The 13,122-nt window shown below is 64.5% G+C and carries 11 protein-coding genes; 4 read left to right on the forward strand and 7 right to left on the reverse strand.

The features are described 5' to 3' along the window. Positions 1–182: 182 nt before the first annotated feature. Positions 183–1,826 carry a methyl-accepting chemotaxis protein gene (locus NTU39_RS26920; RefSeq protein WP_308340550.1) on the forward strand — a complete coding sequence of 548 codons (1,644 nt, stop codon included), beginning with the start codon at positions 183–185 and terminating at the stop codon, positions 1,824–1,826. Positions 1,827–1,913: 87 nt separating this feature from the next. On the opposite strand, the gene NTU39_RS15275 is transcribed toward NTU39_RS26920, so the two are convergent. Next, entirely contained in the window at positions 1,914–2,198 is a 285-nt protein-coding gene (locus tag NTU39_RS15275) for an acylphosphatase (protein ID WP_150574361.1), read from the reverse strand. A gap of 92 nt (positions 2,199–2,290) precedes the next feature. Beyond that, positions 2,291–4,924, reverse strand: coding sequence for a PepSY domain-containing protein (locus NTU39_RS15280; protein ID WP_257957986.1), 2,634 nt, complete (start codon positions 4,922–4,924; stop codon positions 2,291–2,293). A gap of 388 nt (positions 4,925–5,312) precedes the next feature. Between NTU39_RS15280 and otsB the strand changes: the two genes are divergently transcribed. From otsB to NTU39_RS15295, 3 genes are all read left to right on the forward strand, one after another. Continuing rightward, positions 5,313–6,188 carry a trehalose-phosphatase gene (gene otsB / locus NTU39_RS15285; RefSeq protein WP_150662921.1) on the forward strand — a complete coding sequence of 292 codons (876 nt, stop codon included), beginning with the start codon at positions 5,313–5,315 and terminating at the stop codon, positions 6,186–6,188. After that, positions 6,185–7,603 (forward strand): alpha,alpha-trehalose-phosphate synthase (UDP-forming), encoded by a 1,419-nt coding sequence (gene otsA, locus NTU39_RS15290; protein ID WP_150662922.1) that lies wholly within the window; start codon positions 6,185–6,187, stop codon positions 7,601–7,603. Before otsB ends, otsA begins: the two co-directional genes overlap by 4 nt. A gap of 90 nt (positions 7,604–7,693) precedes the next feature. Further along, positions 7,694–8,512: a crotonase/enoyl-CoA hydratase family protein gene (locus tag NTU39_RS15295; protein ID WP_257957987.1), complete on the forward strand. Its 819-nt coding sequence runs from the start codon at positions 7,694–7,696 to the stop codon at positions 8,510–8,512. A 90-nt stretch (positions 8,513–8,602) separates the two neighbouring features. On the opposite strand, the gene NTU39_RS15300 is transcribed toward NTU39_RS15295, so the two are convergent. The 5 genes from NTU39_RS15300 to mltG form a co-directional block, all read right to left on the reverse strand. After that, a complete protein-coding gene (locus NTU39_RS15300) occupies positions 8,603–9,277 on the reverse strand; it encodes an ankyrin repeat domain-containing protein (RefSeq protein ID WP_150662924.1) in 675 nt (224 codons plus the stop codon). Between the two features lie 95 nt (positions 9,278–9,372). Beyond that, positions 9,373–10,155, reverse strand: coding sequence for a TatD family hydrolase (locus tag NTU39_RS15305; RefSeq protein WP_257957988.1), 783 nt, complete (start codon positions 10,153–10,155; stop codon positions 9,373–9,375). Between the two features lie 29 nt (positions 10,156–10,184). Continuing rightward, entirely contained in the window at positions 10,185–11,225 is a 1,041-nt protein-coding gene (gene holB / locus NTU39_RS15310; protein ID WP_150662926.1) for a DNA polymerase III subunit delta', read from the reverse strand. A gap of 234 nt (positions 11,226–11,459) precedes the next feature. After that, entirely contained in the window at positions 11,460–12,095 is a 636-nt protein-coding gene (tmk, locus tag NTU39_RS15315; protein ID WP_257960091.1) for a dTMP kinase, read from the reverse strand. Between the two features lie 23 nt (positions 12,096–12,118). Continuing rightward, complete coding sequence (gene mltG / locus NTU39_RS15320; protein ID WP_150574370.1) at positions 12,119–13,114, reverse strand: endolytic transglycosylase MltG; 996 nt, start codon at positions 13,112–13,114, stop codon at positions 12,119–12,121. Positions 13,115–13,122 lie beyond the last annotated feature (8 nt).

A 13,122-nucleotide genomic window follows, 5' to 3' on the forward strand; every position in this document is an offset into this window, starting at 1 on the left:
GCGACTGCGCAAATTCCGAACTTTTTCCCGTGGAGGCCCACTTTCGGAATCCCCCGAGCCCAGATGGCTCAAGTTCTGCTTCTCATATGCCGATAATCCCTATGCCCTGTCTTGCACTTACCGATGGACGGGGAGGCCCGCAATCTCCTGGCGCGGCCTGGGCATTCAATCCATCGATCAATATGTATAAGAACATTACGATTCGGGCCAGCCTGACACTGGTCCTAGGTTTGCTTGGTGCACTTCTCGTCCTCGCCAGCGTGCTGGGCCTCTGGGCGCTCGGCTCCAGCAACGACTCCCTGAGCAAGATGGCCACGGAAGATACCCCCGCCCTGGCCGAACTCAAGGGAACCGGCGAGCAAATCCTCCGGACCCGCCTGTCGATGGCGACCTATGCGTCGTACGTCAGCCTCGGGGCCAATCCCGAAGAATCGGACAAAGTCCTCAAACGAGGCACCCAGTACATCGCCACTTCCGACGCCCTCTGGAACGATTATCTGAAACGTCCCAAAGAAGATGCGCACGAAGCGGAGTTGGCCAAGGCGGCCGACGAAAAGCGCAAGGCCTTTTTCGATAAGGTGATCACGCCTGCGCTCAACGCGCTCAAGCAAGGCGACGTCGCCGGCTTCCATCAGATTCAGGCACGCGTCGCCCCAGCCGCATACAACGGTGTCGATACGCTCATGCGCGAGCTTCAGGACATTCAGGTTGAGCGTCAGAAAGCGCGCTACGACGCCGCTCAGCAGCGCTACAACGTCATGCGCATCGCCATGGGCGCGACGCTCGTCATCGCGCTGCTGCTTGCCCTTTGGGGCCGCGCAATGCTGGCGCGCGCGGTCCTGCGCCCGATTCGCGAGGTCATTGCGTACTTCGAGCGGATGGCCGCCGGCGATCTGAGCCAGCGCATCGAGCAACGTACGCGAAACGAGATGGGCCAGCTTTTCGGCGCGCTCGGCCGCATGCGCGACGGGTTGGCCAGCACGGTGGGCACGGTGCGCGAGAGCACGGAAGCCATTCATGGCAGCGCCCGTGAGATCGCCGACGGCAATGCCGATCTGTCGCGTCGCACGGAATCGCAGGCATCGTCGCTGGAGCAAACGGCCGCGAGCATGGAAGAACTGACCGCCGTCGTGAAGCAGAACGCCGAGAACGCTCGCGCCGCCAGCCAGTTGGCCGTGACGGCCTCGGAAACCGCTTCGCGCGGTGGCGACGTCGTTCAGGAAGTCGTGACGACGATGCGCGATATCGCCGAAGCGTCGCAAAAGGTCTCGGACATCCTCACGGTCATCGACGGCATCGCCTTCCAGACGAACATCCTGGCGCTGAACGCGGCCGTCGAAGCAGCACGTGCGGGCGAACAGGGCCGCGGCTTCGCCGTGGTCGCAGGCGAAGTTCGCACGCTGGCGCAGCGCAGCGCGTCGGCCGCCAAGGAGATCAAGGGATTGATCGAAGCGTCGGGCAATCGTGTGGAGGTCGGGACGCGCCTGGTCGAGCGTGCCGGTTCAACCATGGCGGAGGTCGTGCAGTCCGTCAAACGTGTGACCGACATCATGGGCGAGATCTCCGCCGCGAGCGTGGAGCAGTCGAGCGGCATCGAGCAGGTCAATATGGCCGTCACGCAGATGGACGAGATGACGCAGCAGAACGCGGCACTCGTCGAAGAAGCCTCGGCTGCCGCAGCCGCGCTCGAAACGCAAGCCGCCCGCCTGCGCGAGTCGGTGGCGCTGTTCCGTCTGTCGTCGCACGAAGCCAGCCACGCGCAGACGCACGGCACGGGTGGCACGGCTTCGGTCGGCGCACCGGGCGCGCTGGCACTCGCCGCCTGATAGCCCTGTTGGACCACCCCGCTCTGCCCGCCGTCGCTTCGGCGGGCTTGCGGCGTGGGATGTAGATGCGACAAGCGCGCTGGGACTTCAGATGCTGGCGCGCTGCTCGAAACCTTTGAGCGGCGATTCTGCCACCCACGCCTTGTCGACGTCGCACGACGACACCTGCGCCCCTCGCGGCCCCTCACGCATCCACTCGCACAGCGCCAGCAACTGCGCAGCCTCACCTTGTGCGATGGCTTCCACCGTACCGTCGCGACGATTTCGCACCCATCCCGCCAGACCGAGCCTGCGCGCTTCGACCACGCACGCGGCGCGGTATCCCACGCCCTGCACTAGCCCGTGCACCACGATTTGCCACGTTGTCGTCATTGCGCCTCCTGCCGTCGCCGATACGTTTGATGAAAAAAGGGCCCGATAAATATCGAGCCCTGTCACTACGTTAGCACACCATCGGTACACGTCTAATAGATGTCGCGGCGATAGCGTCCCTGTGCCGAGAGGTCCAGCAGAGCGTCTGCGCCGATGGCCTCGGCCAGTGCCGCATCGACCGCAGGGGCCATGCCCGCGAGACTGCCACAGACGTAGATCGATGCACCATCGGCCACCCATTTCGCGATCTCGCGCGCCGACTGGCGGACGTGGTCCTGCACGTAGATCCGCTCCGCCTGGTCACGCGAATAGACGCGGTCCAGACGAGCGATTCCGCCTTGCGCCTGCCACTCGCGCAACGTCGCGTCGTGGAAAGCATCGTGACTCGCCTGACGTTCGCCGAAGATCAGCCAGTTGCGAACCTGTCCCTTCGCGATGCGCGCCGAGAGATGGGCGCGCAGCCCGGCCAGCCCGGTGCCGTTGCCAATCAAGATCATGCCCTGTGCGTCAGCCGGACCGTGGAAGCCCGGATTCGGACGCACGCGCATCGTCACGCTTTCGCCCAGCGCCATGCCATCCGTCAGCCAGCCCGAGCCCAGCCCCAGAGAGCCATCGGGATTGCGCGTCTGGCGCACGAGCAGCATCAGTTTGCCCTCGTCCTGCGTCGATGCAATCGAATACTCACGCTCGGGCAACGGTGCCAGACGTTCGAGCCAATCCTGCAAGTCGACGCCAGCGGGCGGTGCGGCGTCGGGCAGCACGCGCTCGCGCAACGCTTCACCCAGCAACGCCTCGCGCCCAGCCACGCTCACGCGGACATCCGACGCCCACACGCTGCCCGCGAGAAACGCATCGATACGCGCGGCCGTATGACGCGGCAGTACCTCGACCAGATCGCCCGCGACCCACTGCGCGCCTTGCGGCGGCGTGAACGCGAGATGATAGGCGGGCAAACCGGTGCTGCCCGGATTGAGCACTTCGCGCTCGGCAAGCGCCCAGGAGGCGAAGCGCGGACCGTCCTCGGCCTTCGTGGCAACCAGCGGGCGACCGAGCCATTCGCCCAGACGTTCCTGCCAGCTTGCCCAGGCGCCCGGATCGCCACGGTCGACTTCAATCGGCTCGAACGCCGCCACACCGCCCTGCGCCCGCAGCCAGCCGTCGAGCTTGCGGCCGAAACCGCAGAAGGTGTCGTAATGACTATCGCCCAGCGAGAGCATGGCAAAGCGCAGCTTGGGCAGCGCCATCGCCTGATTCATCAGTTGCTGGGAGAAACGACGCGCGCTGTCGGGCGGCTCGCCGTCGCCGAACGTGCTGACGATGAACAATGCGCGTTTGGCCGCGCCGAGCTGCGCCTGTCCGATGCGCGCCAGCGGCTGAATCTGTGCGGGCACGCCCGCCCCCTGCAACATACCGGCCGTCTGCCAGGCGAGACCTTCGGCCACACCGCTCTGGCTCGCGTATCCGATCAGCACGCCTTCGTCGGCGAACGAACCGCCGCTCGGCGGTGCCATCACGTTATTCACGCCCTTCACGCCATTCGCGCCATCGGCACCCTGCGCCGGGCGCGACGCTGCCAATGCACGCTTCTTCTTGCGCCGGTCGAGATAGAGCATCCAGCCCGTGACGAAGAACACCGGCATCATCAGGCTCGACAGCATCATCACGATGATGCCCACCGGCCCGAAGAAACTGCCACGGTGCAGCGCGTAGATGCTCGTCATCAACTGGCCGCCAGTCGTCTTCTGCGCGTAACGCTCCTCGTTGCGAATCGTGCCGGACGCCGGTTCGATGTCCATGCGACTGAACGCACGCTCATGCGGCACGGACTTGTCGAGCCACGTCATTTGCAGCGGACCGCCCGCCTTCTGCGACGGGCGCAGATAGACCTTCGTGTAATCGGGCACGCGCGCGACGAAGCTGTCCCACACGGTGCTCATGTCGTCTGCGGAGGTCGACGCCAGATCGGGCAGCGCCTTCTTACGCTCGCCCATGGCATTCGCGTCGCCCTGCTTCGCCATCTTCGGCTTCTCGGGCTGCTTGTTGCGCACAGGCTGCTGGACACCGGCCATCGAGAACAGCATGCCGCGCCACCAGTCGTACGACCAATACAAGCCCGTCGTCGCCGACAAGAGATACGGCACCAGCACCACCGTGCCGATCACGGCGTGAAGATTCCACAGGAACGGACGTCCCTGCTTCTTGAAGTCGATGTGAAACCAGGCGCGCCAGTTGCCGATCCGGCGCGGCCAGCGCAGATACAAACCGCTCGCCGCGAGCAGGAACAGCAACAGCGTTGCCGCGCCCGTGATCTGCTTGCCGATGCCATCCACCGTCAGGAAACGGTGGATGTCCATGATGAAACGGAAGACGACGTCGGCCTGCGAGCGGCCGAGCATCTGTCCGGTGTACGGGTCGACGAAATAGGTCTCACCGCGCGTGCCGTCACCGATAGAGAGCCGCACACCGACGGCGTCCTCGGGATTGCGCATGACCGTCATCAACAAAATGCGGCGATCGGGTACGGCCTCATGCACGCGTGCGACCAGGTCGGGCACTGTCAAAGGTGCCGTGTCGCGCACAGCCACGGTCATGACACCCGGGCTGAACGCGCGGGTGAGTTCTTCGTAATAGGAAAGCAGTGCGCCGGTCAGGCCAACCACCGCCAGCACCAGACCGGCCGTAATGCCGAAGAACCAGTGCAGTTGAAACCACAGTCTTTTCATCATTGTTGTCGTCCGACGCACGTCCGTGCGCCGGTGGTGGCGCGTGCGTGGCAGGTGTGCCGTGCCGCAATCCCCGGATGGGGCACTATGCGGCAATTAACGAATGTTATTGCAAACGATTCTCATATTCAATACCTACTTACCTTTCTTCGTCTTGAGGATGTCGCCAAGCGACTCGCCCACTTCTTGTAGGCGTCATCTGACAGGAATTTCATACATCGGACGACGTCTTGTCGCTTTTTGAGCGGTTAGGATGAATACATCCCGCGCGGATATCCGCGCTCCCGCCCTTCAATACCGCCGCGCGTCACGCCTCGTCTGCCCAATCCCTAGCCCTCCTGCTGGCCCTGGAACGACCTGTCGACCCGCGGCACGACAGCGACGGAGAGCCATGCAACCCACAACGTCTTCCCCGCCCGTCACCAGCGTGACGCCAACGGCCCCGTCGTCGGCGACGTCTGCGACTGCGTTCGCCGCCCATCCGCCTGAGCAGCACGCCGTCAACATTGCCACGGTGGCATTCTTTTTCGATCTGGATGGCACGCTGGCACCGCTGGCGGCGCGCCCGGACGCGGTCAAACTGCCCCGCGACACGGCCCGTGTGCTCGCCCGCCTGTTTGAGCGCGCGAATGGCGCGATCGCCGTCGTGTCGGGTCGCGCTATCGACGACATCGACGGTCTGCTCGCCCCACTACACGTACCGGCCGCCGGCCTGCATGGTGCCGAGATTCGTCATGCAGACGGCAGGCTCGCGCGCGCCGAAGGCCACACCGCCGACACCGAACGCATCGCCGCCATGGCCGCGCCGCTGCATGCGCTGGTCGCACAGCATCCGGGGCTGCTGCTCGAGAACAAAGGCTGTGCGCTGGCGCTGCACTATCGCGGCGCGCCCGAACTGGCAGGTGTCGCACGCGACACGATGCGCGCGCTGGCCGATCTGCACGCCGACCGGTTCTCGCTACAGCCGGGCAAGCTGGTATTCGAACTGCGCCCGCGCAATGTCAGCAAGGGCCGCGCCATTTCGACACTTCTGAACGAGGCCCCGTTTGCGGGTCGAACGCCGCTCTTTGCCGGTGACGACCTCACCGACGAGGCCGGTTTTGCCGACGTGAATGCGCTGGGTGGCATCACGATCAAGATCGGGGACGGAGAGACCTGCGCGCACCACCGGCTGCCTTCGCCGGACGCGCTCACCGCCTGGCTGCTCACGCTGCACGGCGACACCTCCCCCGCCCCGCCTCAACCCTCACAGGAGACAGACGTATGAGTCGCTTAGTCATCGTATCGAACAGGGTCGCGCCCATGACCGAGGGCAAGCCCACTGCCGGCGGCCTGGCCATCGGCGTGTTCGATGCGCTCAAGGACACCGGAGGCATGTGGTTCGGCTGGAATGGCGAGATCGATGCGGAGCCCGCCACCGCCCCCGAGATCGCGCATCGCAACAACGTCACCTTCGCCACTGTCCCGCTCACCCGCCGCGACTACAACACGTACTACCGCGGCTTCTCCAATGCGACCCTGTGGCCGACGTTTCACTACCGCGACGACCTCACGCGCTATCAACGCGACGATTACAACGGCTATCGCCACGTCAACGCACGCTTCGCCGCGCTACTCGCCCCGCTGCTCAAAGACGACGATCTCATCTGGGTGCACGACTATCACCTGCTGCCGTTCGCGCAGGCGTGCCGACAGATCGGGCTGCGCCAGCGGCTGGGCTTCTTTCTCCACATTCCGTTCCCGTCGCCGCAAGTCCTGATGACGGTGCCACCGCACGAAGCGCTCGTGCGCGCCATGTGCGAATACGATCTGGTCGGCTTCCAGACCGAGACGGACCGCACCGCATTCACCGACTATCTTGTCCGGCACGCCGGGGCCACGCTGGGCTGCGACGGCACGATCACCGCTTACGGCCGAACCTTGCGCACGGGCGTCTATCCGATCGGCGTGTATCCGGACGAAATTCAGAAGCAGGCGACCGCGCGCGCGACCGTCAAGCACATCCTCGATCTGAAGCAAGGGTTGCAAGAACGCAAGCTCATCATGAGCGTGGACCGCCTGGATTATTCGAAGGGGATGCTGGAACGCTTTCGCGCTTTCGAACGACTGCTGGAGCTGTGGCCGAACCAGCAAGGGACGGTAAGCTTCGTTCAGGTAGCGCCGCCAAGCCGCTCCGACGTGGCGGGCTATGGCGAAATCAGGCGTCAGCTGGAAACGCTGGCCGGTCATATCAACGGACGATTCTCGGACCTGGCGTGGGCACCGCTGCGCTACATCAACAAGCGCTACGATCACGAAGTGCTGATGTCGTTCTTCCGCGCGTCCCAGGTGGGCTACGTCACACCGTTGCGCGACGGCATGAACCTCGTCGCCAAGGAATACGTCGCCTCGCAGGATCCGGCCGACCCCGGCGTACTGGTGCTGTCGTGTTTTGCAGGGGCGGCGCAGGAGCTCGACGGTGCGCTGATCGTGAATCCCTATGACATCGACGGCATGGCCGAAGCCCTACGCTCGGCGCTGAACATGTCGTTGTCGGAGCGCCAGTCGCGTCACGAGAGCATGATGAGTACCTTGCGCGAGCACAACCTGTCGACGTGGCGCGACCGTTTCATCAGCGATCTGCGCGCGCCGACGACCGCAACACCTGCCTTGTTGCGCTGCGCCCAACCCGCCGCGGCCTGACTGCCGGTCCTGCGCCGGTCCGACACCGTCGGTCCGGCGGTCCAATGACTACGCAGGACGGCCGTGGACGACGCCCTCAGGAGGCATGCCATGCGCCAACGGAGCCACACCTCTGCCCCTGCCGACACCTCGTGCGTCGAAGTCGAAACCGACGGGCCGGTAACGCTCATCACGCTTGCGCGTCCAACCCGTCGCAACGCCGTCGACCGCCACATGGCGACGGCGTTGCGCGACGCGCTGCTCGCCTTCGAACAGGACGAGAACGCGAGCGTCGCGGTGCTTTGCGGCAAGGGCGCGTCGTTCTGCGCCGGAGCGGATCTCTCCGCCTTCGACGATCCTGAGCGCCGCAACGACGTCACGCCCGACGGCAGTGGCGACGGCCCGATGGGCCTTACGCGACGTCATCTGGACAAGCCCGTCATTGCGGCCGTCACCGGTCATGCGGTGGCAGGTGGATTGGAGCTGGCGTTGTGGTGCGACCTGCGCGTCGCGGACGACTCCGCTACGTTCGGCGTCTTCTGCCGACGCTTCGGGGTGCCGCTGATCGATGGGGGAACGGTCCGCCTGCCGCGCCTGATCGGCATGAGCCGGGCACTCGACATGATCCTGACCGGCCGCGCGGTGGGCGCGCAGGAGGCATTCGAGATCGGGCTGGTGAACCGGCTGGTGCCGGAAGGCATGGCGTGTCAGGGTGCGCTCGCATTGGCGCATCAGCTCGCCGAATTACCGCAAGGCGCGCTGCGCGCCGACCGCCGGGCGGCCTACGCGCAGTGGGATCTGCCGCTAGACACAGCGCTGCGTCAGGAGGGGGCCGCCGGACACGAGGTCGTCTTCTCGGAAGGCGTCGCCGGGGCCCGTGCGTTTCTGGCCGGGGCAGGCAGGCATGGTGCGCCGCGTGAGACGCCTTAATGCCTTATTGCCTTATTGCCTGCCCCTGTGTCGCCTGTAACCCTGGCGTCAGAAGGTAAAGCAAACCGACGCTTAGGGCCTTATCGGGCCTTATCGGGCCGGCGCAGGCAGCGGCGGCAGTTGCGCCAGACGCTTGCTCAGGCCGTCTGCAATTTCCTTCTGATTGGCCTGCTTCGCAAAGTCGACGGCCGTCATCTTCAACTGGTTCGCGAGACGAACGTCTGCCCCACCGTCGAGCAACACTTTGCACGTGCTGATGTGGCCACCGCGCGCTGCCATCATGAGCGGCGTCGTGCCGTTCGGCGATTCCGCATCGACGTAAGCCGACGCATCGAGCAGCATTTGCACGATGTCGTCATGACCGTTCGTCGCCGCGTAGTGCAGCGGTGCCCAGCCCTTCTTGTTGACTTCGGCGTCCTTGTCGATCAGGAGCTTCACCATCGGCGTGAGGCCTTGCAGCGACGCAATCATCATGGCGTTCTCGCCCGCGCGATTCGTGGCATCCAGATCGGTACGCTTGTCTTCGATGAGCAACTTGGCGACGCCAACGGACTTCTCGCGCATCGCAATCACCAGCAGCGGATCGCCCTTCTCGTCGCGCGTATTCGGATCGACACCCGCCTTGAGCGCCTGTTGCACGGCCTTGGTGTCGTCAAACACCACCGCTTTGACCAATGACGTATTGGAGGTCGCGGCCGTGGCACACGCCGTCAGCCACAACACGCTCAGTAGCGTGAAGACGTGGATCACTGAAAATTTACGCATCGGGGGCTCCTGTCGGTCGTCCGGGAAGTTCGGTTAAAAGCGTCGGCAAAACGTCGACGAAAAACGTCGGTTCGAAAGCTATGCGCGATGCGAGTTCAATGCTTCGCCGTGGCAAAGAGGCGGAAGAAGTTCCCGCTTGTCGCCTCGGCAATCTTCTGCAAAGGCTCACCGCGCAAATCCGCGATGAATTCCGCCACATGGCGCACATAGCCCGGCTGATTGAGCTTGCCGCGATACGGCACCGGCGCGAGATAGGGCGAATCCGTTTCGATCAGCATGCGATCGAGCGGCACGCGACGCGCAACGTCCTGCAAATCGCGCGCGCTCTTGAACGTGACGATGCCCGAGAACGAGATGTAGAAGTTCTGATCGAGCGCGCCCTTTGCGACATCCCAGCTTTCGGTGAAGCAATGCATCACGCCTGCTGGCTCGCCGGCCCCCTCTTCCCGCATGAGACGCAGCGTGTCGTCTGCGGCCGAGCGGGTGTGAATGATCAGCGGCTTGCCGGTCACGCGTGCAGCACGGATGTGCGTGCGAAATCGCTCGCGCTGCCATTCCATGTCTTCGATACTGCGGCCTTCGAGGCGGTAGTAGTCGAGGCCGGTTTCCCCGATGGCGACGACCTTCGGCGTGGCAGCCAGACGCACGAGATCGTCGACGCTCGGCTCGGGGGTGTCCTCATAGTCGGGATGCACGCCTACGGAGGCGTAGACATTATCGTGCTGCGCCGCGATCTCCAGCACCTGCGGCAACGTCGGCAGATCGACGGAGACACACAGCGCATGGCTGACCTTGTTCTCGCGCATACGGGCGAGCAAGTCCGGCATCTGCTCGGCCAGCTCCGGGAAATTGATATGACAGTGCGAATCGATGAACATGATGTGCGATCGGTTGCCGGTCCCTTGCATCAAAGCGATGCCGGGCCACCGAACAACTGTTTGTATTGCAGGAAAAGCGCTTCGAGCAGCACGCGCGTATTGAGCGGGTGATTCTGCACCTGACGCTGTTGCGCCAGTTCGCGCAGGAAGCCGAGCAGACGGACGTCGTCGGTCGCATCGCCGCAGCGGCGCAACGCCTGTGCCTGCGCCGGGAAGAAACGGACGGCACCGGCCATGCGCTCGGCGAGTACGTCGAAACACCAGCGTTGTAACGTCTCGAGAATGCCCGGCAAGCTGCCCTTGTGCAGTTGCTCGGCGCAGGCGAAAGCGTCGATCGCGCCGCCTTGTGCGAGCTGTCCCAGCAACCAGTCGCGCCAGCCACGCTCGTCGGGCTCGGCCAGCGCGCGTGCGGCCAGCGGGGCACCGCCTGCTTCCGCGAGCACGGCAGCGGCCGTGGTTGCATTGAGGCCAGCTTCGCCCATGAGCCATTGCGTGGCCTGCGCGTCGTCAGGACGCGTGAGCACCAGTCGACGGCAGCGCGACAGAATCGTCGGCAGCAAGCGGTCGGGTTGCGTCGTCACCAGCAGGAACACGACGCCTTCGGGCGGCTCTTCCAGCGTCTTGAGCAAGGCGTTCGCAGCGTGCACGTTGAGCGACTCGGCCGGATACAGCAACACGACACGACGCCCCTGACGATGCGAACCAAGGCTCGCGAAGTCGATGACCTCGCGCACCTGCTCGATCTTGATTTCCTTACTCGGCGTTTTCGTCTTTTTGTCGCCATCGGCCTCCGCCCGCGCGTCTGCGCCGGGGAGCGTCTCTGCCAGCGCTTCGGGGCAAATCACGCGGAAGTCCGGGTGATTGCCGCTCGCGAACCACTGGCATGCGCCGCAAGTCCCGCACGGAAGATGATCGGCACGTGGCGATTCGCACAGCAAGCCCTGCGCAAACGTTCGCGCAAGCGCCACTTCGCCAATGCCCGGCACCGCCTGCAACAGCAGGGCATGCGGCATCTGGGTGCGCAGGTCGTTAAGGCGTGTCCAGTCCTCTGACTGCCACGGATACAGCATGTGGGCTCCTTGGCCGGATGTTGCAGATGTTTCGGATACTACGTGGGCGCGTCGACCGACGCTTGCGTCTGCGGGAGATCGCGGCAGATCGCTCGAGATCGTTACGTGCCCAACGTCAGCCATCGACGTGGATATCCGAATTATGCGCGCGTCGGGGAAAACCGGATGAAGTCCGTCCCTTCCCGCAAGCGCGCCTGGTGTTGCCCAATGTTGCCTAATGTTGCTTAGTGTCGCTCAGTGCCCCGGCAATCCCAGCCGCGCGAATACGTCGGCGAGTTGCTCGGCAATGGCGTCGATGCTCTGCGCTGCGTCGATCAGCACGATGCGCCCGCCCGATTCCTCGGCACGACGCAGATACTCCTCGCGCACCCGAGTGAAAAACGCGGCCGACTCCCGTTCGAACTTGTCAGGCGCGCGGGCACCGGCCAGTCGTGCGGCGGCAATTGCCGGATCGAGATCGAACAGAATCGTCAGATCGGGCTGGCGCGTGCCCTGCACCCAGCGCTCAAGAATCGACAGCTTGTCGCGCGACAGGCCACGCCCGCCGCCCTGATACGCAAACGTCGCATCGGTAAAACGATCGGAGACGACCCAGTCACCGCGTGCCAGCGCGGGCTCGATCACCTTCACCAGATGTTCGCGGCGACCCGCAAACATGAGGAGCGCCTCGGTTTCGATATCCATCGGCTCGTCGAGCACGAGCTTGCGCAGCGCTTCGCCCAGCGGCGTCCCCCCCGGCTCGCGCGTCGCCACCACGTCACGGCCAACGGTGGCGAGGCCCTGACGCAGTGCGTCGACAAAGGCGTTCACGTGCGTACTCTTGCCCGCGCCGTCGATGCCCTCGAAAGTCACGAACTTGCCCGGCACCACGGCCGGTGCGTCCGGGGATTGCGTCATTGCTCACCTCGCTGATATTTGTCCACGGCGCGATTGTGCTCCTGAAGGTTGGTCGAGAAGTGGCTCGTACCGTCGCCGCGGGCCACGAAATACAGGGCGTCGGTCGGCGCAGGGTTGAGCGACGCCGCCAGCGACGCCACGCCAGGCAGCGCAATCGGCGTCGGCGGCAGGCCGGCGCGCGTGTAAGTGTTGTACGGCGTATCCGTTTGCAGGTCGCGTTTGCGCAGACGTCCCGTGTACAGATCGCCCATGCCGTAGATCACCGTCGGGTCGGTCTGCAGCAGCATGCGCTTGCGCAGCCGGTTGACGAATACCGCCGCCACTTGCCCGCGCTCCACGGCCTGCCCTGTCTCCTTCTCGACGAGAGAGGCCATGATAAGTGCTTCGTACGGCGTGGCGTACGGCAAGCCCGGCGCGCGCGACGCCCAGGCTTCGTCCAGACGCTTCTGCATCAGGCGATAAGCGCGCTTGTAAATATCGACATCGCTGGTGCCTTTCGGAAAAAGGTACGTGTCGGGGAAGAACATGCCCTCGGCTTCCGCGCGATCTGCGCCCACGAGTTGCATCAGGTCGGCGTCGGGCAGCCCGGCCGTGTCGTGACGCAACGCCGGGTTGGCATCGATCTCGGAGCGCATCTTCTTGAAGGTCCAGCCCTCGATGATCGTCACCACGTATTGGTTGACGTCGCCGCGTGCAAGCTTGTCCATGACTTCCATGGGCGTAATGCCGGTCGCGAACTCGTAGTTGCCCGACTTGAGCTTGGTGCCCACGTCCATCACGCGGGCGAGCAGATTGAACAGCAGCGGATGCACCGGGACGCCGCCCGTGCGCAACTGCGTGGCGACGCTGCGCACCGAGCTATAAGGCTTGATCGTGACGTCCAGCGTCGGCTTGCCCAATTGCAGCGGCGCTTGTGCCCAATAATAGAAAGCGCCGCCGGCCGCCAGTGCCGCGACGATCAACAGGACAAACAGACGTTTGATGAAGTACATGAATTGCA

Source organism: Pandoraea commovens, from assembly GCF_024704525.1.
GTDB lineage: Bacteria > Pseudomonadota > Gammaproteobacteria > Burkholderiales > Burkholderiaceae > Pandoraea > Pandoraea commovens.